Origin of the sequence: Lutibacter sp., assembly GCF_040883305.1 — a bacterium.
Taxonomy (GTDB): Bacteria; Bacteroidota; Bacteroidia; order Flavobacteriales; family Flavobacteriaceae; genus Lutibacter.
In genome coordinates, this window is the sequence record NZ_JBFLKT010000132.1 from 1 (window position 1) to 24,039 (window position 24,039).

The 24,039-nt window shown below is 30.8% G+C and carries 20 protein-coding genes; 12 read left to right on the forward strand and 8 right to left on the reverse strand.

The window, feature by feature from the left end; genetic code table 11:
* The coding region (locus tag AB1Z17_RS04140) for a T9SS type B sorting domain-containing protein (protein WP_368050530.1) at window positions 1-1,719 on the forward strand (1,719 nt) is incomplete at its 5' end.
* 114 nt (window positions 1,720-1,833) lie between these two features.
* Entirely contained in the window at window positions 1,834-3,393 is a 1,560-nt protein-coding gene (locus tag AB1Z17_RS04145; protein WP_368050531.1) for an NAD(P)/FAD-dependent oxidoreductase, read from the forward strand.
* 42 nt (window positions 3,394-3,435) lie between these two features.
* On the opposite strand, the gene AB1Z17_RS04150 is transcribed toward AB1Z17_RS04145, so the two are convergent.
* Window positions 3,436-4,095, reverse strand: coding sequence for an HAD family hydrolase (locus AB1Z17_RS04150; protein ID WP_368050532.1), 660 nt, complete (start codon window positions 4,093-4,095; stop codon window positions 3,436-3,438).
* 8 nt (window positions 4,096-4,103) lie between these two features.
* Entirely contained in the window at window positions 4,104-5,207 is a 1,104-nt protein-coding gene (dprA, locus tag AB1Z17_RS04155) for a DNA-processing protein DprA (RefSeq protein ID WP_368050533.1), read from the reverse strand.
* A 96-nt stretch (window positions 5,208-5,303) separates the two neighbouring features.
* On the opposite strand from dprA, the gene AB1Z17_RS04160 reads away from it, so the two are divergent.
* Entirely contained in the window at window positions 5,304-6,236 is a 933-nt protein-coding gene (locus AB1Z17_RS04160; protein ID WP_368050534.1) for an SPOR domain-containing protein, read from the forward strand.
* Between the two features lie 74 nt (window positions 6,237-6,310).
* Window positions 6,311-6,817, forward strand: coding sequence for an acyl-CoA thioesterase (locus tag AB1Z17_RS04165; RefSeq protein WP_368050535.1), 507 nt, complete (start codon window positions 6,311-6,313; stop codon window positions 6,815-6,817).
* A 12-nt stretch (window positions 6,818-6,829) separates the two neighbouring features.
* On the opposite strand, the gene AB1Z17_RS04170 is transcribed toward AB1Z17_RS04165, so the two are convergent.
* The gene (locus AB1Z17_RS04170; protein WP_368050536.1) at window positions 6,830-8,008 is read right to left on the reverse strand and encodes an acyl-CoA dehydrogenase family protein; all 1,179 of its coding nucleotides are present in this window, start codon (window positions 8,006-8,008) and stop codon (window positions 6,830-6,832) included.
* A gap of 197 nt (window positions 8,009-8,205) precedes the next feature.
* On the opposite strand from AB1Z17_RS04170, the gene rnpA reads away from it, so the two are divergent.
* The 5 genes from rnpA (at window position 8,206) to AB1Z17_RS04195 (ending at window position 14,345) form a co-directional block, all read left to right on the forward strand.
* Entirely contained in the window at window positions 8,206-8,589 is a 384-nt protein-coding gene (gene rnpA, locus AB1Z17_RS04175; RefSeq protein ID WP_368050538.1) for a ribonuclease P protein component, read from the forward strand.
* A complete protein-coding gene (locus tag AB1Z17_RS04180) occupies window positions 8,579-10,219 on the forward strand; it encodes a S41 family peptidase (protein WP_368050539.1) in 1,641 nt (546 codons plus the stop codon). The genes rnpA and AB1Z17_RS04180 overlap by 11 nt, the downstream gene beginning before the upstream one ends.
* Before the next feature lie 62 nt (window positions 10,220-10,281).
* On the forward strand, window positions 10,282-11,970 hold the full coding sequence (locus tag AB1Z17_RS04185) for a hypothetical protein (RefSeq protein WP_368050540.1): 1,689 nt from the start codon (window positions 10,282-10,284) through the stop codon (window positions 11,968-11,970).
* Between the two features lie 35 nt (window positions 11,971-12,005).
* Window positions 12,006-13,277, forward strand: a complete 1,272-nt coding sequence (gene purD, locus AB1Z17_RS04190; protein ID WP_368050541.1) for a phosphoribosylamine--glycine ligase — start codon at window positions 12,006-12,008, stop codon at window positions 13,275-13,277.
* 126 nt (window positions 13,278-13,403) lie between these two features.
* Window positions 13,404-14,345: a glycosyltransferase gene (locus AB1Z17_RS04195; RefSeq protein ID WP_368050542.1), complete on the forward strand. Its 942-nt coding sequence runs from the start codon at window positions 13,404-13,406 to the stop codon at window positions 14,343-14,345.
* Here AB1Z17_RS04195 and AB1Z17_RS04200 read toward each other — a convergent pair.
* Window positions 14,313-15,359 carry a sensor histidine kinase gene (locus AB1Z17_RS04200; protein ID WP_368050543.1) on the reverse strand — a complete coding sequence of 349 codons (1,047 nt, stop codon included), beginning with the start codon at window positions 15,357-15,359 and terminating at the stop codon, window positions 14,313-14,315. The genes AB1Z17_RS04195 and AB1Z17_RS04200 overlap by 33 nt on opposite strands.
* A complete protein-coding gene (locus tag AB1Z17_RS04205) occupies window positions 15,349-16,044 on the reverse strand; it encodes a response regulator transcription factor (RefSeq protein ID WP_368050544.1) in 696 nt (231 codons plus the stop codon). Before AB1Z17_RS04205 ends, AB1Z17_RS04200 begins: the two co-directional genes overlap by 11 nt.
* Window positions 16,045-16,271: 227 nt before the next feature.
* On the opposite strand from AB1Z17_RS04205, the gene AB1Z17_RS04210 reads away from it, so the two are divergent.
* The 3 genes from AB1Z17_RS04210 (at window position 16,272) to AB1Z17_RS04220 (ending at window position 19,793) form a co-directional block, all read left to right on the forward strand.
* Window positions 16,272-17,900, forward strand: a complete 1,629-nt coding sequence (locus AB1Z17_RS04210; RefSeq protein WP_368050545.1) for a lamin tail domain-containing protein — start codon at window positions 16,272-16,274, stop codon at window positions 17,898-17,900.
* A gap of 336 nt (window positions 17,901-18,236) precedes the next feature.
* On the forward strand, window positions 18,237-18,992 hold the full coding sequence (locus AB1Z17_RS04215) for a T9SS type A sorting domain-containing protein (RefSeq protein WP_368050546.1): 756 nt from the start codon (window positions 18,237-18,239) through the stop codon (window positions 18,990-18,992).
* 84 nt (window positions 18,993-19,076) lie between these two features.
* Window positions 19,077-19,793, forward strand: coding sequence for a 3'-5' exonuclease (locus tag AB1Z17_RS04220; protein ID WP_368050547.1), 717 nt, complete (start codon window positions 19,077-19,079; stop codon window positions 19,791-19,793).
* 40 nt (window positions 19,794-19,833) lie between these two features.
* Here the strand turns inward: AB1Z17_RS04220 and dinB are convergent, their stop codons facing one another.
* From dinB to AB1Z17_RS04235, 3 genes are all read right to left on the reverse strand, one after another.
* Window positions 19,834-20,928: a DNA polymerase IV gene (gene dinB, locus AB1Z17_RS04225; protein ID WP_368050548.1), complete on the reverse strand. Its 1,095-nt coding sequence runs from the start codon at window positions 20,926-20,928 to the stop codon at window positions 19,834-19,836.
* A gap of 115 nt (window positions 20,929-21,043) precedes the next feature.
* Window positions 21,044-22,381 carry an NADP-specific glutamate dehydrogenase gene (gene gdhA, locus AB1Z17_RS04230; RefSeq protein ID WP_368050549.1) on the reverse strand — a complete coding sequence of 446 codons (1,338 nt, stop codon included), beginning with the start codon at window positions 22,379-22,381 and terminating at the stop codon, window positions 21,044-21,046.
* A gap of 179 nt (window positions 22,382-22,560) precedes the next feature.
* The coding region (locus AB1Z17_RS04235) for a PEP/pyruvate-binding domain-containing protein (RefSeq protein ID WP_368050550.1) at window positions 22,561-24,039 on the reverse strand (1,479 nt) is incomplete at its 5' end.

A 24,039-nucleotide genomic window follows, 5' to 3' on the forward strand; every position in this document is an offset into this window, starting at 1 on the left:
AGTGTTATTAATAGTGCTGTTTATGTAAAAGTTAAAACTATAAATGGTTGCGAACGCTCTGCAAAAATTAATTTAAAAGTGGGTGCAACTCAAATCCCAAGCGATTTTCATTTAGATTATTATTTGTGTGAAGAGTATCCTTCAAACAATCAAGATGGACGTACTTTTTTTAATTTTAGTGATGCAACACAACAATTAATTGCTACAAAACCCGTATTTTCTTCACAAGAAGTAAGAATTAGTTATTTTGAAAATTTAGAGGATGCATTATCCGAAATAAATGCCATTCCAGATATTTCAAACTATAAAAACACAACACCTTGGGAACAAAAAATATATATTAGAATTGACAGTGACGATGTAAATGCTTGTTTGGGTTTAAACCACGTAATTACGTTACATGTTGAAAAACTTCCAGTTGCAAATCCAGTTACTATTGAACGTATGTGCGATGATGACCAAGATGGCTTTTTCCCTTTTGATGTTTCAAACATAGATACAACGATAAGAAACGGACAAACCAGTATTACAATTAGTTATTTTGATGAAAATGGAAACGCATTACCAAGTCCGTTACCAAACCTGTTTTTAACTAAAAGTCAGACAATTACCATAAAAGTTGAAAACAATAATTCTACCATAAATCCCGCTTGTTCTGATGAAACAACATTAGAATTTATTGTAGATGACGCACCAGAAGTTTATCCTTTAACAATAGAACCGCTTTGCGATGATGGAGAAGATACTACAGATGGTTTTTCATATTTTAACACTTCAAACATAGAGTCAAGTTTATTAGGAGGACAAACGAATATGGAAGTTTTCTATTTTGATGCAGTTAACAATCCACTGCCAAGTCCTTTACCGAACCCATTTTTTACAGCATCACAAACTGTAACAGTTATTATACAAAACCCTCTAAATACTGTTTGTAGCGTTTCAACAAACTTAAATTTTGTTGTAAATCCTTTACCGAGTTTCGAAGTTTTACCAGAACAAATATTATGTTTAAATACACCTCCAACAGTTTTAGAACCTTTAAATCCTCAGGATAATTATACATATCAGTGGTTTGATAGCAACGGAAATCTTTTAAGTAATGTGGCTTCCTATGCTACTTTTGAAGGAGGTTTTTTTACTGTTATTGCAACTTCTAATTTGGGTTGTGAATCCTTACCGCGCACAATCTTTGTTGAAAAATCTGATGTTGCTACTATTGATTTAGACGATTTAATTATTGTTGATGATTCCAGCAATAATTCAATTACAATAAATGATGCCAATAACAATTTAGGCGATGATGATTATGAATATTCCTTAAATGATGAATTTGGACCTTTTCAAGATGCACCATTTTTTGATAATGTTCCTGCAGGAATTCATACATTGTATGTAAGAGATACTGACAATTGTGGAACTGCAGCATTGGAAATTTCAATCATTGGCTATCCAAAATTCTTTACACCAAATAACGATGGTTATAATGATACTTGGAATATTATTGGAATAAATCGAGATTTTTATCCAACTTCTACACTCAATATTTTTGATAGATATGGAAAATTAATAGCACAAATAAATCCAACTATTGAAGGATGGAATGGTTTGTACAATGGCAAACAATTGCCTTCAACCGATTATTGGTTTACTGTTGAATTAAAAGACAAAACTGGAAAAATTCGCAACAAACAAGGGCATTTTAGTTTGATTAGAAGGTGATTTCTTTGGCTAAAGCCATTTTTTTGAATTGTTTTAAACTTCCTCCAGCTAAAGCAGAATGCATTTCAAAAGCTTTAATTCAAAATTGAATTAATTTTAACTAATTTTGCCGCAATGGTTAAAGAGATTCAAATTAGAGTACCAATTAAAGAAACCACCCAAGAGGGTATTCTAAAGAAAAAAGCTGCACAACAGTTAAAAATTAATAGCAATACTATTACTTCGGTAAAAGTATTGCGTAAATCTATTGACGCCAGAAAAGCTGCAATTATCTTTAATTATAAATTAGCTGTTTATATTAATGAGCCACTTCCAGAAACTTCAGAATATACTTTTGATTATAAGGATGTTTCTTCTGCAAAAGAAATTCATATTATTGGTTTTGGCCCTGCTGGAATGTATGCCGCATTACGTTGTATTGAGTTAGGTTTTAAACCAATTGTTTTAGAACGTGGAAAAAATGTACGCGATAGAAGACGCGATTTACGTGCAATCAATCAATTTCATATAGTTGATGAAGATTCGAATTACTGTTTTGGTGAAGGCGGTGCAGGAACGTATTCTGACGGAAAACTATACACTAGAAGTTTAAAACGTGGAGATGTTAGAAGAATTTTTGAAAATTTAGTTTTTCACGGAGCAACTGACCAAATTTTGGTAGATGCTCATCCGCATATTGGAACCAACAAATTACCTAAAGTTGTTAAAAATATTAGAGAAACTATTTTAAAACATGGTGGCGAAATTCATTTTGAAAGTCGGGTTGTAGATTTTACCATAAAAGACCATAAATTAAAAGCCATTCAGCTTCAAAATGGTAATGAAATGGATGTAAATGCTGTAGTTTTAGCAACAGGACATTCAGCCAGAGATATTTATTATTTACTAAAAAGAAAAGATATTGCTATAAAATCTAAGTCTTTTGCAATGGGAGTTCGTGTAGAACATCCTCAAGAAATTATTGATTCAATTCAATACCATTGTAAGGGAAAAAGAGATGAATTATTGCCAGCTGCTTCATATAGTTTGGTACATCAGGTAAATGGTAGAGGCGTTTATTCGTTTTGTATGTGTCCGGGTGGATTTATTGTGCCTGCAGCAACTGCAAATGGCGAAGTTGTAGTAAATGGAATGTCTCCTTCAAAAAGAAATAATTTATTTGCCAATTCAGGTATTGTTGTTGAAATTAATGCTGAAAAAGATTTATATAAATACGAACAATTTGGGGAACTAAAAGGACTCGAATTTCAAAAAGATTTAGAAAAAATAGCGTGGGTTGCTGGTGGAAAAACACAAGCTGCTCCAGCGCAACGTTTAACCGATTTTGTTGAAGGAAGATTATCTGATACTTTAAATCCAACTTCTTATCAACCTGGATTAAAATCGACTACTTTACATTCTATTTTACCAAAACAAATTGGAGGTAGATTGCGCAAAGGTTTTGCTGAGTTTGGAAGAAAAATGCACGGTTATTATACAGCTGAAGCGAATGTAATTGGTGTAGAATCCAGAACCTCATCACCTGTAAATATACCAAGAACAACTGCTTTAGAACACCCTGAATTACAAGGATTATTTCCATGTGGAGAAGGTGGTGGTTATGCTGGCGGTATTGTTTCTGCTGCAATGGATGGAGAACGCTGTGCCGAAGCTGCTATTGCGACAATGAAATAAACTCAAAAATAAATTCCCTAAAACCTATCTAAAATAAGTTTACTAAACAGTAAACTCCATTTTAAAATACTCGTTAACATCAACAACTTGCATCCCAGCAGTTTCTGCGGCTTGCATTCCTAAAATTCCATCTTCAAAAACTATACAATCCGTCGGATTAATTTGCATTAATGCTGCACATTTTAAAAAAGTTTCTGGATGTGGTTTTGGGTTTTCAATATCATTTGAAGTAATTACAATATCAAAAAAATGAGACATTTCAATTACTTCTAATGTTTTTTTAGCACCATTTTTAGTACTTCCTGTTCCAATAGACATTGGTAAAACGTTGTGGTATTTTCTAACAACATCTGCTACAATAGAAATTTCTTGTGTTTGATGTACCATTTTTTTAAAAGTTTCTCCTTTTACTTTTCCAACAGTAGCAGGATCCATTTTAGTTCCAAACAGTTCGTTTAATTTTAAAATTGTTGCTTCTCTAGGCTTTCCTGTTAAAGATTTAAACAACTCCGCAGTAAAATCTATTCCGAAAGGAGACAGAGCTTCACGCCAAGATAAAAAATGGTTTTGCATGGTGTTTGCAATGGTTCCATCTAAATCAAAAATAAGTCCTTTTACATTTTTTGGTATTTCAATCATATTAATTTTATAAGTGGCAAAAATAAGGATTATTGAAGGAATACCATTTATAATTATAGCCAAAGAAATTGTTAAATAGCCTCGAACATTTTTCCAGGCAATGGTTTTACAACACCTTTCATTTCAAGGTTAAATAAAATGGTAATAGTTTTATAAACTGGCAATTTACAACTCAACGAAATAATATCTAACAGCTCTTTTCCATCCTTGAGTAAAAAATCGTAAACCTGCTGTTCAGTTTCATCTAAATCTACAAACAACTGTTTTTGTATTGCAGTTTCTTTTTTAGTTTCTAGATCCCAATTTAACATTTCAACCAAATCTTTTGCTGAAGTTAAAATAGCAGCTTTATTTCTTTTAATTAAATCGTTGCATCCTTTACTGAAATTATCAGTACTTCTGCCAGGAACAGCAAAAACATCTCTACTATAAGAATTTGCAATATCGGCAGTTACTAAAGAGCCTCCTTTTTCGGCAGATTCGATAATTATTGTAGCTTCAGAAATACCTGCTACAATTCTATTTCTTTTTAAAAAATTTTCACGTTGTAAAGCATCGTTATGCCAAAAATCGGTGATAAATCCACCATTTTTATTGATTTCAGCAACATGTTTTTTATGAGATTTCGGATATATTTCTTCAAAACCATGCGCCAATACTGCAATAGTTTGCAATTCGTTTTTTAGAGCAGCTTTATGTGCACAAATATCTACCCCATAAGCAAAACCGCTAACAATTATTGGGTTGTAAGGTTTTAAATCTGAAATTAATTTTTCGCAGAAATCACGTCCGTAGCTTGTAATTTTTCGCGTACCAACAATACTAATTATTCGCTGTTTTGTGAGGTTAAAATTTCCTTCTTTAAAAATTAAAATTGGAGCATCAATACAATGTTTTAACTTATCAGGATAGTTTTTATCTTCAAAATAAAACGTTTCAATATCATTTTTTTGAATGTATTTCAGCTCAATTTCTGCTTCCTTTAAATTTCCTTTATCAAATAAATGTTGCAAAGTAAAAGCGCCTATTCCATTAATTTTTTGAAGAACGTGTCGCTTCTCTTTTAGCACATTTCTTGCACTTCCACAGTGAGATATTAACTTTTTTGCATTAATATCTCCTATTCCTTTTACACGTTGTAAGGCTAAAATATACAATAAATCTTCTTCGAGCATCTTTTAACAATTTGAAATTCAATATATAAAATTATTGTTAATAAAAATTAGTCTTTCCTTATATTTTTAGTGCAGTTTTCCGTTATATTTGTTTTAATGACATTAGCAACATACATAAGCGATTTATTATACAGGTACGAATGTGTAATTGTTCCAAATTTTGGAGGTTTTGTAACTAACGAAATTTCTGCAAAAGTGAACCATTTTACACATACATTTTATGCACCTTCAAAGCAACTAACTTTTAATGCTAATTTGCAAAATAACGATGGTTTATTAGCAAATTATATTGCATCATCAGAAAATATTTCCTATTCAAAGGCGCTTGATAATATTTATAAAGAAGTTGAATCTTGGGAACAGCTATTAAAAAATGAAGTACTTTCAATTGAAAATATTGGAACTTTTTCTATAAACACTAATGGAAACTATATTTTTGAACCTGCTAATACAATTAATTATTTAACTTCATCTTTTGGTTTGAATTCTTACAATTCACCAGCAATAAAACGTATAGAATACAAGCAAAAAGTAAAACAATTAGAAACTATTGCTCCTGTTTTACCAACAAAAGAAAATACTAGTAAAACACCTGCTTTTATTAAATATGCCGCAAGTGCTGCTATTCTTTTTGCTTTAGGAACTTTAGGTTGGAATGAATACCAAAAAATTGAATACAATAATTTAGTTGCTGAAGCCCAACAGCAACAACAACAACTTGAAAAAACCATACAAGAAGCGACTTTTGTTATAGCTAATCCGTTACCTGCTATCACTTTAAATGTTACCAAACAAACCTATAATTACCATATTATTGCTGGGGCATTTAGAGAACCTATAAATGCAGAAAAAAAACTAAACGAGTTGGTTGAAAAAGGGTATAATGCTAAAATTTTAGGTGTTAATAAATGGAATTTAACACAAGTTTCTTATGCAAGTAGCAATTCTAAAAATGAAGCTATAAATACTTTAAACAACATCAAAAGAACCATTTCTAAAGACGCTTGGTTATTAGTAAAAGAATATTAAACCAATTAATACTCAACATTTACATCCTCATTTTTTTTAATAAAATAGAGTTATATTTGCCAAAAATTTAAGGCATGATTAAAGCATCTAAAGAATCATTAACCATACTTACAGATATTGTTTTACCTGGTGAAACCAATCCTTTAGGAAACCTTTTTGGAGGTGAATTATTGGCTAGAATGGATAGAGCCTGCAGTATTGCTGCACGCAGACATTCTAGAAGAATAGTAGTTACAGCATCTGTAAACCATGTGGCTTTTAATAAAGTTGTTCCTGTTGGAAGTGTTGTAACCATAGAAGCAAAAGTTTCTCGTGCATTTAAATCTTCTATGGAAATTTATGTAGATGTTTGGAGTGAAGATAGAGAATCTCAAGAACGTTCTAAGGTAAATGAAGGTATTTATACATTTGTTGCTGTTGACACAACTGGTACGCCAGTAAGAGTTCCACAAATACAACCCGAAACAGCTCTTGAAAAAGAACGTTTTGAAGGCGCATTACGAAGAAAACAACTAAGTTTAATTCTTTCCGGGAAAATGAAACCTCAAGAAGCTACTGAGTTAAAAGCACTTTTTGCTTAAGTGAACATGTTTTTACTTAAAAGCTTGATGTCCAGTAATATCTAACCCTGTAATTAATAAATGAATATCGTGTGTTCCTTCATAAGTAATTACACTTTCTAAATTCATCATGTGGCGCATTATAGAATATTCACCCGTAATTCCCATAGCTCCAAGAACCTGACGTGCTTCTCTAGCTATTTTTAAAGCCATATCTACGTTGTTACGTTTTGCCATTGATATTTGAGCTGAAGTTGCTTTATTTTCATTCTTTAAAGTTCCTAAGCGCCATGTTAGCAATTGAGCTTTGGTGATTTCAGTAATCATTTCAGCTAATTTTTTTTGTTGCAATTGTGTTGCAGCAATTGGCTTATCAAATTGGATTCGTTCTTTAGCATAGCGTAATGCGGTATCGTAACAATCCATTGCTGCTCCAATTGCACCCCAAGCAATTCCATAACGTGCAGAATCTAAACAACCGAGAGGCGCACCTAAACCATCTTTATTTGGCAATATATTTTCTTTAGGAATTTTGACATTATCAAAAATTAATTCTCCTGTTGATGACGTTCTTAAACTCCATTTATTATGTGTTTCTGGAGTTGTAAACCCTTCCATGCCACGTTCAACAATAAGTCCTTTTATACGCCCTTCCTCATTTTTAGCCCAAACAACAGCAATATCAGCAAAAGGTGCATTTGAAATCCACATTTTTGCTCCATTTAATAAAAAATGGTCACCCATATCTTTAATTTTGGTTTCCATTCCGCTCGGATTTGATCCGTGGTTAGGTTCCGTTAAACCAAAACAACCCATAAATTCTCCAGTAGCTAATTTTGGTAAGTATTTTTTGCGCTGTGCTTCGTTTCCATATTTCCAAATTGGATACATAACTAACGAAGATTGCACAGAAGCTGTAGATCTAACTCCCGAATCGCCACGTTCAATTTCTTGCATAATTAAACCATAACTCATTTGATCTAAACCTGCTCCACCATATTCTTCAGGGATATAAGGTCCAAAAGCTCCAATCTCAGCTAAACCCGCAATAATTGAAGTTGGGAATTTGGCTTCTTGTGCAGCTTCTTCAATAAGTGGAGAAACTGAACGTTTTACCCATTCTCTGGCGGCATCTCTTACTAATAAATGCTCTTCGGTTAATAATGCATCTAATTGATAATAATCCGGAGCTTGAAATAAATCTTGTGACATTCTGTTATAATTATGGTTTGCACACAAATTTACTAATTAAAGTCTTTTCAATTTAATTTTTTAAAATCTTTTATTCATTACATTTGTGGTTAAGCACAAATTAGTAGCAAAACTAATTTGTGATATCAAAAATTGACAAATATTAATAGCACCAAAATTGTAGAAAAAATCTTAGTTTAGGTTTTTGATTAACACAAATGAGTTATACTTTAGGAAAAGAAGAAAAATTAAAAAGTAAAAAATTAATTGAGCAACTATTTGCTGAAGGAAACCACGTAAAATCATTTCCTTTAAGATTAATTTATTTACCTATACACCATGGTGCGGAATTTCCTATAAAAGCAGGGTTTTCTGTGCCAAAAAGAAATGTAAAGTTAGCCGTTAACCGCAATAGGATAAAAAGATTAATACGTGAAGTTTATAGAATAAATAAACATTCTTTTACAAAAAATTTAAATGAACAATATATTTTTATGTTTATTTATATGGCAAAGGAAGAAATAAATTATGTTGATTTAGAGGTATCTTTAAAAAAAGTAATCTCAAAATTTGACACAAAAATTAAGGAAGATGAAAACTAAAATAAAAAAATGGATACTCGCTGTTTTTGTAACTATTACAGTTGCAATTTCCGCTGGGTTTCAATCAGATTTTTTTGAAATAGCTAAACAAATAGATATTTATACAACTATGTTTAAAGAACTAAATATGTATTATATAGATGAAGTTAATCCTGGTGAATTAACTACTAAATCTATTAATTATATGCTTGGTAATTTAGATCCTTACACTAGATTTTACGACGAGCAAGGTGTTGAAGATGCTAGAATTAGAGCAACTGGCGAATATGGTGGAATAGGAGCTATTTCAAAATTTAAAAACAAAACAGTCACAATTCGAGAAATATTAAAAAATTCACCAGCAGAAAAGGCAGGATTAAAACCAGGAGATAAAATTTTAAAAATCGGTGATCTTGAGGTAAAAGATTTTAAAGAAATTGGAGTTTCAAGTGTCTTAAACGGATTGCCAAACACTAAAGTAATACTTAAAATTGAACGTCAAAATAAAGTGTTAGATGTTGAGGTAACCCGAAAAAAAATTAGCGTAAGTTCTGTTCCTTTTTACACCATGATTGATGCAGAAGTTGGTTATATTTCTTTTGTACAATTTAACGAAAAAGCAGCTGAAGAAGTAAAAACAGCCTTTTTAGAATTAAAGGAAGAAGGAATGAAAAAACTAATTATTGATGTTAGAAGCAATCCTGGAGGTTTGCTAAATGAAGCAGTAACAATAGTTAACTTTTTTATACCAAAAGATAAAGTTGTAGTTACCACAAAAGCTAAAACCAAAAAAGAGAGTGCCACCTATAAAACCAGAAACGAACCTATAGATTTAGAGATTCCATTAACAATTTTAATAAATAATCGTTCGGCTTCAGCTTCAGAAATTTTAGCAGGAGCTTTGCAAGATTATGACAGAGCCGTGGTGCTCGGTGAACGCTCTTTTGGTAAAGGTTTAGTGCAACGCTACAAACCATTATCTTACGGCACACAAATGAAATTAACCATTTCAAAATATTACACGCCAAGCGGAAGATGTATTCAAGAATTGGATTATACAAACCGCGACGATAAGGGAAATATTCCTAAATTTTCTGATGCCGGTAGAGAAACTTATAAAACCGAAAAAGGAAGAACAGTTTTTGGAGGTGGAGGAATTTTACCAGATGTTGAAATTGAAAAACCTACAACTACCAAAACTACTGAAATATTATTAAATTCAGATGCGTTTTTTAACTATGCTACCAACTATTTTTATAACAATCCAACTATTTTAGAACCTTCAAAATTTAATTTAAAAGATGAGGATTTTGATGCACTATTAAAGTATTTGAGTAAAAATAATAATGATTTTGAAACGGAAACGGAAACGGAATTTAACAAAGCGCGAGAAAAAGCTACTTCAGAAAATTTAGGGAAAAACTTAGAAAAAAAATATACCGATTTATTGGAAGTAATCCATTCAGAAAAATTAATTGAATTAGAAAAAAATAAAGAAGAAATTATAGAAAAATTAACTGAAGAAATTGTAAAACGCTATTTTTATATTGAAGGTGTTTATCAGCAAAAAGCTGTTTTTGACCCAACAATTTTAAAAGCATCTAACATTTTAAATAACAATGTTAATTACCTTAAAGTATTTCAGAATTAATTATATTAACCAATTACACATCTCAACAGAGATATTGTATCTTTGCAATTCAAAAAATAAGTATGACACAATCGAAAATTCACGGTAGAACTAGAGCACAAGAATCTTCTAATGCCATAGAGCGTTTGTACATTTCTATGCGTCATTTATTTAGTAGAGGTTTTTACAAACCAATGGGAATTTCGGGTGATGCCCTGCGAGAATCTTTATTGTTATTGCGTCCGGAAATTTATGGATCAATTGCTGAAGAAAAAGTAGAATTAAATGGATTAATTTATGTTATTGAACGTCTTCCAACGGGAATTGAAGAATGTAGATTTATAAATTTAACATCAGATGAAGGCTATTCAAAATCGCATTTTAAACCAATTATTCCACCAAAAAGAAGAAGAAATTGTTTTAGAATAGATAAAGATCAAATGAATATTGAAGTTACCAGAGGAAGATCTGAAATCTATGATATTCTTACTCATTTAACATTTCTATTTGTTGAATCTCATAAAATTGCTTCAAAAGTTTTAATCGACAATGGAACCAAAACAATACGAGAATGGAATAAATTAGAAGACGTTGTACTTCATAATAAAAAAATAAATGGAGACGATCGCGATATAATGTTGGCACATTTAGCAAGTATATTGGGTAGAACTTTTGAAGAAGCTCTAAATGTGTACTTAATTTTAAGTGTTAAAAATAATCCAGATCGCTTTTTTCAAATTATTTATTGGTTAGGAAGATTGGCAATTAACGAAAAAGTAGATAATTTAAAAAGAGAAATTAATTTTAGCCCCGTGCTGCGTGAACGCATTGGACATCATATTTTTGGAGAAATTTGGGCAAACAATATTAAAAAAGTATTGGAAGAAAATAACTTGCTAAAAAGACCAATTCATATTATAAGTGCAAATATGCACAGTGTAATGAATTCCATTTACGCACCAATTGTTTTACCAAAACAAATTAAAAACAATAACTTAATATCTCTATTTCAATTATTAAGTAAAGATGAAAATGAAGATTTACGTCATGAAGTAAAAGAATTTGCAAGCGATAATGGTTTAATTTATATTAAAGATACTTTTGGAACCAATATTAATGTTCAGGTAATTGATACTAGTAAAATTGATATTTCTAAAACACAATACAAGCTGGAAAATAGTTTAAATGAAGAAGAAAAACCAGTGCTAATTGTAATGGATTACGCATTTGGCGAACAGGCTTATGAAACTATGGATGAACTTTTAAAACCTTATACAGATCAACAAGGTAAAAAACACCATTTAAATGTAGATTCTGTTTCAATAATGGGTAAGGCAGGAATTTTAGAAGGTGGAAAAGGTGATATTATGATCCCTTCTTCACATATTTTTGAAGGAACTGCAGATAATTATCCGTTTAAAAATCAACTTAAAAAGAACCAATTTGAAGGTTGCGGTGTTGATGTTTATACAGGAGCAATGGTAACTGTTTTAGGAACATCACTTCAAAATAAAGATATTTTAAAATTCTTTCACGATTCTACTTGGAAAGTTACCGGTCTTGAAATGGAAGGTGCACATTATCAAAAAGCAATTCAGGCAGCTTCAAAAATTAGAGGAAATATCTCTAGAAAAGTAAAAGTTAGGTATGCATATTATGCTTCAGACAACCCTTTAGAAACCGGAAGTACTTTAGCTTCAGGAGGTTTAGGAACAACTGGAGTATTGCCAACCTACGTAATTACTCAAAAAATATTAGAACAAATTTTTTAAATAAAAACCATAGATAGCTTAAAATAAATTTACATATGAATGTATTAATACTTGGATCAGGAGGAAGAGAACATGCAATGGCTTGGAAAATAGCCCAAAGTAACTTATTAAATAGGCTGTTTATCGCTCCTGGAAATGCTGGGACAAAAGAAGTAGGTACTAATTTAAATATTAATCAAACCGACTTTGAAGCTGTAAAAAAAGCTGTTTTAGAACATCAAATTAAATTGGTTATTGTTGGTCCGGAAGATCCATTAGTTAAAGGAATTCACGATTTCTTTTTAAACGATGCTGAATTAAAAAATATTCCAGTAATTGGGCCTCAAAAATACGCTGCACAACTAGAAGGAAGTAAAGAATTTGCTAAAGAATTTATGTATAGACATAACATTCCAACGGCTGCTTACAAAAGTTTTACAACTAAAAATTTGGATGAAGGATATACGTTTTTAGATACTTTAACAGCTCCATATGTTTTAAAAGCTGATGGTTTGGCTGCTGGAAAAGGAGTTTTAATCTTAAACGATTTACAAGAAGCAAAAGACGAACTTACCGAAATGTTAGCCAACAAAAAGTTTGGTGAAGCAAGTAGTAAAGTGGTTATTGAAGAGTTTCTAACAGGAATAGAACTTAGTTGCTTTGTGTTAACCGACGGAAAAAGCTATGTGACTTTGCCAAGTGCTAAAGATTACAAAAGAATTGGTGAAGGAGACAAAGGTTTAAATACCGGAGGAATGGGAGCAGTTTCACCAGTGCCTTTTTTAACCGAAGAATTATTAGAGAAAATAGAAAATCAGGTTATTAAACCAACAATTAAAGGGTTTCAAAAGGATAATATTAATTACGTTGGTTTTGTATTTATTGGATTGATTTTAGATAAAGGAGAAATTAAAGTAATTGAATACAATTGCCGAATGGGTGATCCAGAAAGCGAAGTTGTAATACCACGAATTGAAAGTGATTTTTTAGAACTTTTAATTGCTGCTGGAAATAAAGAATTGCATACTAAAACTATTGAATTTAAAAAAGAAAGTGCGTGTACAGTTATGTTAGTTTCTGGCGGATATCCAGAAGCTTACGAAAAAGGAAAAGAAATTTTTGGATTAAATACTATCGAAAACTCTATTCCGTTTCATGCAGGAACTACAATAAAAGATGAAAAAGTTGTTACAAACGGTGGTCGTGTAATTGCAATTACATCTTTTGGAGCTAATTATAATGAAGCTTTAAAACAATCGTACAAAAATATTGACAAACTTTGTTTTGAAGCTATGAATTTTAGAAAAGATATTGGTTTTGACTTGTAAAAAAAAATTCTTGTTGCGCCATTAAATTGGGGCTTAGGGCACGCAACACGTTGTATTCCAATAATAAATGCATTAATAAAATCTAATTACCAACCTATTTTAGCAAGTGATGGTGCTGCTTTAGTTTTGCTTCAAAAAGAATTTCCTTTATTAAAAAGTTATACGTTACCTTCTTACAATATAAAATATTCTAAAAGTGGCAGGAATTTAAAATTCAAGCTGCTTTTAAGTATTCCATCCGTTATTGCCGCAGTAAAAAAAGAACACAAGCTGGTAGCTCAAATTATTAAAAAGGAAGGTATTGCTGGAACTATTTCCGACAATAGATTTGGTGTTTACAATTCCAACATCCCAGCTGTTTATATAACACATCAACTAACAGTTTTTTCTGGAAAAACTACAGGAATTACCTCAAAAACTCATCAAAAAATAATTAAAAATTTTAATGAATGCTGGATTCCTGATGTTGAAAATGAATCTAATTTTTCAGGAGATTTAGGTCATTTAAAGTTACACGATTTTAATCTAAAATATATTGGAATTTTAAGCAGGCTTAAACCTGAAAAATGCCCCATTAAATATAATTTATTAGTGGTGCTTTCTGGACCAGAACCTCAACGGACTTTATTAGAAGAAAAATTACTATTAGAGCTTAAAAATTACCAAGGAAAAGTACTTTTTGTTAGAGGAACTTTAGAAAATATTAAAATCTCAAAAGCTTCTAGTCTACCTATAGGAATGGCAGGAAACATCAAAATTAAAAATTATTTGCTAACAGATGCACTTGAAAAAGCGCTAAATGAAAGTGAATTAATAATTGCGCGTTCGGGATATTCAACCATAATGGATTTAGCGGTTCTGGGTAAAAAAGTATTTTTTATTCCTACTCCTGGTCAATTTGAACAAGAATATTTAGCGAAAACTTTAAAAGAAAAATTAATTGCACCATTTACAAATCAGCAGGATTTTTCCTTAGAAAAACTTAATGAGATTGTAAATTATACAGGATTTAAAGAAACCGTAACTAGTTTTAATTTAAGTAACTTTCATCTTTTCGAGCGTAAATGAAAACTCTGAACCTTTTCCGAATTCACTTTTTACAAAAATCTGCTCGTTATGAGATTCAATAATATGTTTTACAATTGAAAGCCCTAATCCAGAACCACCTTGCTCTCTCGAGCGACTTTGGTCTACTCTATAAAAACGCTCAAACAGTCTAGGTAAATATTCTTCCTTAATTCCTTCACCGTCATCTATAACTTTTACTAATACCTTAGTATCCATTTTTTCAACACTTACCATTATTGTACCATTTTTTTTGGAATATTTTATAGCGTTAACAATTAAGTTGGTAAGTACTTGTTCTATTTTTTCTACATCGGCAATAACCATTATTGGAAAGATATAATGTTTGTTAAAATGTAACGAAACATTTCTTTTTTTGGCTTTCATTTCCAGCAATTCAAATACTTCTTGTACTAATTCTAGAATATTAAATGGTTGCTTATTTAAAACTAAATCGGCCGATTCTAGTTTAGAAATTAAATCTAAATCTTTAACAATTGAAATAAGCCTTTCAACACCCTTATTAGCGCGTTTCAAGTATTTTTTGCTAATTTTTTTATCATCTATTGCGCCATCAGCCAATGTTAATAGATAACCTTGTACAGTAAATAATGGAGTCTTTAATTCGTGTGAAACATTTCCTAAAAATTCTCGTCTGTAATTTTCTCTTAAATTTAAATTTGCAATTTGTTCTTGATTAAATTCTGCAAATTTTTGAACTTCTCTAGAAAGTGCATCAATATCAGAAGTTATTGCAGTTTTATTAAAATCTGAACGATCTAAAACCGAAACCCGATCGTATATTTTTTTTATACGTTTATAAATAAATTTCTCTAATCTGTATTGAATAATTAAAAAAGTAAAAATAAAAATTACAGCTACAAATGGAACTAAGTATTTAATATTTAGCTGTATATCTAAAAATATGTATGCAGTAACTAATAATAGTCCAAGAATAAATAAGGTAATAAATAAGGTAGTCCAAAATGCAAATGAATATGTTTTTCTAATCTTCATTTATAACAAATTTATAGCCTACACCCTTAATAGTTTTAAAGTAATTATCACCAATTTTTTCACGTAATTTTCTAATATGTACATCAATAGTTCTTCCTCCAACAACAACTTCATTTCCCCAAACTCTATCTAAAATATCATCGCGCTTAAAAACTTTATCTGGTTTTGAAGCTAGCAGGGCGAATAACTCAAATTCTTTTTTTGGCAACGAAATTTTTTTTCCATCTTTAATTATTACATACTCTTCTCTATCGATAATAATATCACCCGCTTTTACTGTATGAGAAGCTATATTTTGAACCTTATCTACTCTTCTTAACAGCGCATTAATTTTGCTAATAAGCACTTTTGGTTTTATAGGTTTTGTAATATAATCATCTGCTCCAACATTAAAACCAGCTACTTGCGAATAATCTTCACCACGCGCAGTAAAGAAAGTAATTAGTACATTTTCTAAACCTTGAGTTGCTCTAATTTTTTCACAAGCTTCGATACCATCCATTACTGGCATCATAATATCTAAAATTATTAAATGCGGATGGTTTAATTTAGCTGAAGCTATTGCTTCAACTCCATTTTTAGCCGTGTAAACTTTATAACCTTCGTTTTTTAAATTATAGGATACAATTTCTAGAATATCAGGTTCATCATCAACTAAAAGAATTTTTATAGCTGCTTTTTTCATAATAATAACAGTTTTTAAAACTAAAATCGCTCAAAAGTAATCATTAATTACAATTTTAAAACATTAGCAACAAAGTAATTTAAAGTATAACATTAAGCTAACATTAAACTTACATTAAATTAATTTTCACCGTTAAATTATAATTAAATCCTTAATTTTTAACTATTTATTGGGTTTAAATTAAAATGTTTTTATATTTTTATCAAACAACTACAAAAAAAATAGCTATGAAAAGATTTTATTTTTTAGTTGTAACCATCTTTATGGTTACACTTTCATTTGGGCAAACAGACGTTTTTATTAATGAAATTCATTATGATAATAATGGAGCAGTAAGTAATGAAGGTGTTGAAATAGCAGGGCCCAGCGGAACAGATTTAAATGGTTGGACTATTGAATTTTACAATGGTAATAACTCTATGGTTTATGAAACTATTATCTTGTCTGGTATAATTCCAATTGAAGAAAACAGTAGAGGTACGCTTTGGTTTTTACAAGAAGGTATTCAAGACGGCCCTGATGGAATTGCTTTAATTGATGGATTAGGAAATGTAATTCAATTTTTAAGCTATGAAGGAATTTTTACAGCTGCTGATGGGACAGCAAATGGAATGTTATCAACTGATATTGGTGTTTCAGAAGATAATTCAGTTCTAGTAGGTGAATCCATACAATTAACAGGAACGGGAACTTATTACAACGATTTTTCTTGGGCTTCTGCAGCAACTGCAACAGAGGGACTAAAAAATAATAGTCAAACATTTTCTACTGCTCCAGCAATTATAAGTAACAATTATTTAGTTTCAGATTTAGATTATGAAGTTGGTTCAGGACCTTCAATTGAAGGGGTTTTTGTTGTTTCAGGAGCTAATTTAACAGCCGACATTAGTATTAATGCACCCAGTAACTTTGAAATTTCTGAAACTTCTGGAGGCTTTTTTAGTGCTTCTGTTACTTTATTAAAGGGCGCAGGAACTACAATTTCACCAACTACAATTTATGTACGGTTAAAATCTGGATTAAGTATTGGTAGTTACAATCAAAATGTTATTTGTTCTAGCGCAGATGCTGTAAGTAAAAGTAGTTTACTTTCTGGTATTGTTTCTCCAAATGTCGGTTCTATAATAATAACTGAAATTATGCAAGATCCTAATGCTGTTGGAGATGCTGCTGGTGAATATTTTGAGGTTTACAACACTACTGCTTCAGACATTGATATGCAAGGTTGGGTTATTTCCGAAGTTGGTCTAGAATCACATACAATTGCCTCGTCTGTTATAGTTCCTGCAAATGGTTATGCTGTATTTGCAAGAGATGCTGATACTTTGTTAAATGGAGGTTTTACTGTAGATTACCAGTTTACAGGATTTTCATTAGCTAATACTAATGATGAAATTATTTTAACAAGCGGCGCTACAGAAATTGATAGGGTTGTTTATAGTGATATTTTAGGATATCCTTTAATTGCGGGGAAAAGTATGGAGTTAAGTTTGGGAGCTTATGATAGCGTTGCAAATAATGCTGGTTCAAACTGGGGAGTAGCAACCACAACTTATGGTGATGGAGATTTTGGAACTCCGGGGGCAGAAAATATTTTTACACTTTCCGTTGTTAAAAACCAAATAAAAGATTTTGTTATGTATCCAAATCCAGTCTCTAATGGGGTGTTGTTTATGACATCTAATAATAATACAAATAAGCAAGTTGAAATTTATGCATTAACAGGGCAACAAGTTTTTAGTAAAAAATTACTAACTCAAGAACATTTAAATGTTTCTAAATTAAACAAGGGTATTTATTTAATAAGAATTGAAGAAGAAGGTAAAGTTGCCACACGTAAATTGGTTGTTAATTAAATAAAATTTTAACCTTAATTTATATTACAAAACCATTAATTATTATTTTTATACTAATACTTATTTTCTTTAAATAGAAACTTGTGTGTTTTACACCATTTTATTTTATTTAAAAAGAAAAATATTGATTTTAAGGCGATTATAACTACATAATTATAAAATTTATGTTAAAAAGTATGGTAAAACCATACTAAAACAAGGTTTTCATCTAACAGTTTATTTTAAAAAACTATCCATTCATTTGATTTTTTTATCATTTCGTTAAGTTCTACCCTTAAAATTAACATTTTTCACAATAAAGCAAGATATTTTAACACATTTAAATTGTTCATCCCCATGAAGAAATTTTTCCTTACATTAATTGTTTTATTTATAACAATTTCAGGTTTTAGTCAAAGCATTTTTATTTCTGAAATTAATTATACGGCATCTAATCCAGGTGTTGAATTAACAGGAGTTGGTGAAACTAACTTAGCTGGTTGGAATTTGTCTTTTTATTTAGGTACAAACCGTAAAGAAGATTTCACCCTGCCCCTAACGCAAACATTAGACAATAATATTCTTTGGATTCCCGTAGTTAATATGCCCGATGGACATCCCAAAGGAGCCGGTGTTGCATTAATTAATAATAATGGCGAGGTAGTTGAATTTTTATTTAGCTATGGCACTAATCCTTTTGAAGCAAAGGATGGTCTTGCAGAAGGTTATTTTTCTGAAAATGTTGGTAGTACAACTGGAGAAAATTCAATTCAAAGAGTTTTAGATCCTTTAACTAATAAACCAATAGGCTGGACAATTGCTCCGCCTACACAAGGGAATCCTACTTCGCAAAAATCACTTTCAGTAACTAAAGATCAAATAGAAGATTTTAATGTTTATCCAAACCCAGCGAGGAATGGTAAGATTTCAATCTCAACCAAAAATTCTTTAGATAAGAATGTTGTTATTTATTCAATTTTAGGAAGTGTAGTTTATAACAAAACAGTGCGACCTAATGAGGTAATTAATGTACAAAATTTGAGTACAGGATTGTATTTAGTTCAAGTTGAAGAAGACGAAAAAGTTTCAGTTAGAAAGCTTTTAATTAATTAGCAGTTAACAGCTTAAATAATAATATTTTAAAAGCATCTCTAATTTGAGATGTTTTTTTATTATATTTAGACTTAAATTTAAGCTATGAATATTAAAATTAATTTTGAAAACGTCTTGTTTTTAGATATAGAAACCGTACCTGAAACTGAATTTTACAACGATTTATCTGAAGAAAAACAAGAACTTTTTGCTTTAAAAACACAATACCAACGTAAAGAAGATCAAACACCTGAAGAGTTTTATGAAAGGGCTGGAATATGGGCCGAATTCGGTAAAATTGTATGTATTTCCGTAGGGTATTTTACTCATTTTAAAACTATTGATCGTAAATTTAGAGTCACTTCTTTTTTTGGTGATGAAGTTAAAATTTTAAAAGATTTTAAAAACTTATTAGATCTTCACTTCAATAAACCTGTCCATTTATTATGTGCCCATAACGGTAAAGAATTTGATTTCCCCTTCATTGCACGCCGTATGATAATTCATCAAATAAAGTTGCCAGAAAAACTAAATTTATTTGGGAAAAAACCATGGGAGATTCCACATTTAGACACCATGGAATTATGGAAGTTTGGCGATTATAAACATTATACTTCTTTAAAATTGTTAACTTCTATATTAAATATCCCCTCTCCTAAAGATGATATTAATGGAAGTGAAGTAGGCGGCGTCTTTTATAAAGAAAAAAACATAGCGCGCATTGTAACCTATTGTGAAAAAGATACTATTGCAATTGCTCAACTATTGCTTCGTTTTAATAATGAACCTCTAATAGAAGAGCTAGCTATTATTCATGTATAAAAATAGCTGAACTTTTAAATAGATTGATTAAAAACCTGTTTTAAAATTCAAATTTAAATTGAATATTTATAGGCTTTTCTGGTTTATTTTTAAAGTGAATGTTCAAATTAGTAACTGAAATACCTAATAAACGCACAGAGTTTAAAACCTTTTCTTGGTAAAGAAGCTCTTTTACAGTATTCAATAAAACCGCTTTTTCTTTAATAAAATACGGTAACGTTTTACTGCGTGTTTGCGTTTTAAAATCGCTGTATTTTATTTTTAAGGTAACTGTTTTTCCTGAAACTTTAGCTTTTTGTAAACGCTCTTCTAATTCTTCTGAAATTCGTTCTAACCTCTCCATCATAAAAATTTCGGAAGTTAAATTTGTATTAAAGGTATGTTCTGCAGCAACAGATTTTCGTTCTCGGTTTGGTTTCACTTTACTATTATGAATTCCTCTAACAATATTGTAATAATGTAACCCTGAACTTTTAAAATGTTGGGTTAAAAACGTTTCGCTTTTAGCTTTTAAATCACTTCCCTTAAAAATACCGAGATTGTACATTTTTGCAGCGGTAACTTTTCCAATTCCAAAGAATTTTTTTATTGGCAATTCTTCTAAAAAAGAAATTATTTCTTCAGGAGGTATTGTTTTTTGCCCGTTAGGTTTGTTTATATCGGAAGCAATTTTTGCAATAAATTTACTACTTGAAATACCTGCTGAAGCATTTAAGTGTAATTCATCAAAAATTCGTTTTCTAATTTCTTTTGCAATTAAACTAGCCGAAGGATTTCCTTTTTTATTTTCTGTAACATCTAAATACGCTTCATCTAAAGAAAGTGGCTCTACCAAATCGGTATATTCATAAAAAATACTTCTAATTTTTTTTGAAATTTCTTTATAACGTTCAAATCTAGGTTTCACAAAAATTAGATGCGGACAGTTTTTTCTGGCAATTACTCCGCTCATTGCAGAACGCACTCCAAATTTACGTGCTTCGTAACTTGCTGCAGAAACTACACCACGTTCACCACCACCACCAACTGCTATTGGTTTTCCACTTAATTCTGGATTGTCTAATTGCTCAACGGAAGCATAAAACGCATCCATATCAATGTGTATTATTTTGCGATACGTGTCATTTTGCTCCATCTTAAAAACAAAGGTAAAAAGAAAAGGGTTGCAAATTTGCAACCCTTTTTATATTTAAACGTATTAATAATCTTAATTTTCCCCTTCAGGGAAATGCCCTAAAGGACAAATGGGATTACAATACACCTAAATCTAACATAGAATCTGCCACTTTAATAAAACCAGCAATATTTGCTCCTTTTACATAATTTATGTAACCGTCTTCTTCTGTTCCATATTTTAAACAAGCTGTATGAATAGAGTGCATTATTTGATGTAGTTTTTCATCAACCTCTTCTTTTGTCCAGTTTAATTTCATTGCGTTTTGAGACATTTCTAACCCAGAAACTCCTACACCACCAGCATTTACTGCTTTTCCTGGTCCATATAAAATTTTGGCATTATGAAATACATCTACAGCTTCAGGCGTACAACCCATATTTGAAACTTCAGCTACATATTGAACACCATTAGCAACAAGTTTTTCTGCGTCTTCTCCATTCAATTCATTTTGAATTGCACAAGGCATAGCAATATCACATTTTACTCCCCAAGGCTTTTCATCTGCATAAAATTTAGCTTCAGGAAATTCATCAGCGTATGGAGAAACAATATCATTATTAGAAGCTCTTAATTGTAATAAGTAATTAATTTTATCAGCATTTAATCCATTTTCGTCATAAATATATCCGTCAGGTCCAGAGATTGTAAGCACTTTTCCGCCCAATTCTGTAATTTTTAAAGCAACACCCCAAGTTACGTTTCCGAAACCAGAAAGTGCTATTGTTTTACCTTCAAAAGTATCGTTTTTAGTGTCTAACATTTCTTTTGTAAAGTAAACTCCGCCAAAACCTGTTGCTTCTGGTCTAATTAAGCTTCCTCCCCAATTTAAACCTTTACCTGTAAAAACTCCAGAGTTTTCTTGCTGTAGCTTTTTATACATTCCGTACATAAATCCAATTTCTCTACCACCTGTTCCAATATCTCCAGCTGGCACGTCTGTACTTGGTCCAATAAATTTCCATAATTCTAACATAAATGCCTGGCAAAAACGCATAATTTCAGTGTCCGATTTTCCTTTTGGATTAAAATCTGATCCTCCTTTTCCACCTCCCATAGGTAGTGTGGTTAAGGCGTTTTTAAATATTTGCTCAAATCCTAAAAACTTTAAGATACTTAAGTTTACACTTGGGTGTAAACGTATTCCTCCTTTATAAGGACCTATAGCATTGTTAAATTGTACTCTATGACCTAAATTTACATGAACATTTCCTGCATCATCGATCCAAGAAATTATAAATGTTAAAATTCTATCTGGTTCTACCAAACGTTCAATTATTTTAGCTGCTTCGTACTGTGGATTTTCATTATATATAGTCTCAATAGACTCTAAAACTTCATGAACAGCCTGCAAATATTCCTTTTCACCAGGGTGTTTAGTTTCCAAATTTGTTAAAATTTCTTTTACATTCATATTGACATAATTTATAACTGTTTATAAAATAAAAATAAGAACAAAAATACATATTTAAAATTGAATTTCAAGTAACATTTTTATCGATATTTTTAACATTTATTATTAATCTATTCTTTTTTTATTAATTTGAAATTATTTTACATGTTTTAAGTCTTTTTTTTGCCATATACACATTTTTACATAAACCCATCTGGAGGTAATTCTTCAATGGAATCTTCTATTATTGTACTTGTTTCTTGCAATGTAAAACCTTCTTTAAAAATAGCTGCTTTATTATATTTACCTTCAATAATGGCCGTAAGCGGGTTTTTAAAACAAATATGTCTTAAATAAGCGTCTTCAAAAACAGCTTCGTGTTTATTTAAATAATCTACATCAAAAAAACCATCGTTTATAAACGGATTTATGGTTAAATAACCTACTTTAAAAGATGTTAAATTTTGGAAAAAATGAGTTCCCTGACTTGGATCAATTCTAAAATTATTTAAACCAGATTCCACAATTATTTTTGCAGCAGAAATCTGAGGCCAAATTACTGGAATTCCCAACCAGGGATCGCTTGACCCCCAGCGTCCAGGACCAACCAATATATATTTTTTATCCATTGCTACAAATTTTTTGTTAATTTGTTCTACCGCTTTTGCAATTTCTCTTGTATTAGCAGAATTAAAAGTCTCTGGTTTTACATAGACAAGGTTGGAAATATTTTCATATTTACCATTTCCTAAGGCAGATTCGGAATAAATAATGGTATCTGAAAGTTCAAAATTTTCAGGCAATTTACTTACAGTTTCCATACTTTCTACTATGGGTCTTATTTGCAAAAAGCTAAATTCTTTTGGTTTTCCTGGCGGTACATCAAGTTTTACTGCAAACTCAATTTCTATTGGGTTTCTCATTTCTCGTTGTCCAATTCGCAATAGTTCTTTTAAAATTTCTGGCAAAGGAAATGTGTTGTATTTTAGAATATTATCGAACGAAATTACCCGAATTCCATCGTGCATTACACCTGGTCTTATTATATTATTTTGCAAATCGTATGTAGAAGCTACAAATTTTAAAGAACCATGATTTTCTGCACCTCTAATGGTTACTTTCTTTTTATTGATTGCTTCACAGGTTGAAACTTTATAACTATTAGGATCTATGTCTAAACCATAAAAATACTGCTGTGTATCTCTCTGCGTTGAACCTGGAGAGGATAATTGTAGTATTTTTTTTGGATGAAAAGGTGAAAAACGCAAAGTTTGTCCGCCACCAACAATTATTTCGCCTAAACCTAAGGCTATATTGGCAATTCCTTCTTGAGGTTTTTCATCTCCTATTGGATAAAAATTAATTGAACGCGCCACTCCAGAAATATTTGGATAATACACATCCTGGTATTGTTTTCCAATTACTTCCTGTAAAATTACAGCCATTTTATCCTCTTCTATAGTGTGTGATGTAGCTTTTAAATATAATTTACTGCTTTGAAAAAATGCTGAAGCAATAACCGATTTAATTGCATTAGAAACCATTTCAACCATTTTTTTAATTTCTGAGTGGGGAACCATGTATGTTGCAAAAATCCCTGCAAATGGCTGATAGTTAGAATCTTCTAACATACTTGATGAACGTATGGCAATGGGAGATTTGGTGGTTTTTAAAAATGC

What these genes read in the sequence shown, in the direction of transcription:
- AB1Z17_RS04215 (WP_368050546.1), top strand. Translation starts at nt 18,237, where the DNA reads ATGAAGAAATTTTTCCTTACATTAATTGTTTTATTTATAACAATTTCA.
- AB1Z17_RS04180 (WP_368050539.1), top strand. Translation starts at nt 8,579, where the DNA reads ATGAAAACTAAAATAAAAAAATGGATACTCGCTGTTTTTGTAACTATT.
- gdhA (WP_368050549.1), bottom strand. Translation starts at nt 22,381, where the DNA reads ATGAATGTAAAAGAAATTTTAACAAATTTGGAAACTAAACACCCTGGT.
- AB1Z17_RS04205 (WP_368050544.1), bottom strand. Translation starts at nt 16,044, where the DNA reads ATGAAAAAAGCAGCTATAAAAATTCTTTTAGTTGATGATGAACCTGAT.
- purD (WP_368050541.1), top strand. Translation starts at nt 12,006, where the DNA reads ATGAATGTATTAATACTTGGATCAGGAGGAAGAGAACATGCAATGGCT.
- AB1Z17_RS04160 (WP_368050534.1), top strand. Translation starts at nt 5,304, where the DNA reads ATGACATTAGCAACATACATAAGCGATTTATTATACAGGTACGAATGT.
- AB1Z17_RS04165 (WP_368050535.1), top strand. Translation starts at nt 6,311, where the DNA reads ATGATTAAAGCATCTAAAGAATCATTAACCATACTTACAGATATTGTT.
- AB1Z17_RS04220 (WP_368050547.1), top strand. Translation starts at nt 19,077, where the DNA reads ATGAATATTAAAATTAATTTTGAAAACGTCTTGTTTTTAGATATAGAA.
- AB1Z17_RS04200 (WP_368050543.1), bottom strand. Translation starts at nt 15,359, where the DNA reads ATGAAGATTAGAAAAACATATTCATTTGCATTTTGGACTACCTTATTT.
- rnpA (WP_368050538.1), top strand. Translation starts at nt 8,206, where the DNA reads ATGAGTTATACTTTAGGAAAAGAAGAAAAATTAAAAAGTAAAAAATTA.
- AB1Z17_RS04210 (WP_368050545.1), top strand. Translation starts at nt 16,272, where the DNA reads ATGAAAAGATTTTATTTTTTAGTTGTAACCATCTTTATGGTTACACTT.
- AB1Z17_RS04145 (WP_368050531.1), top strand. Translation starts at nt 1,834, where the DNA reads ATGGTTAAAGAGATTCAAATTAGAGTACCAATTAAAGAAACCACCCAA.
- dprA (WP_368050533.1), bottom strand. Translation starts at nt 5,207, where the DNA reads ATGCTCGAAGAAGATTTATTGTATATTTTAGCCTTACAACGTGTAAAA.
- dinB (WP_368050548.1), bottom strand. Translation starts at nt 20,928, where the DNA reads ATGGAGCAAAATGACACGTATCGCAAAATAATACACATTGATATGGAT.
- AB1Z17_RS04170 (WP_368050536.1), bottom strand. Translation starts at nt 8,008, where the DNA reads ATGTCACAAGATTTATTTCAAGCTCCGGATTATTATCAATTAGATGCA.
- AB1Z17_RS04185 (WP_368050540.1), top strand. Translation starts at nt 10,282, where the DNA reads ATGACACAATCGAAAATTCACGGTAGAACTAGAGCACAAGAATCTTCT.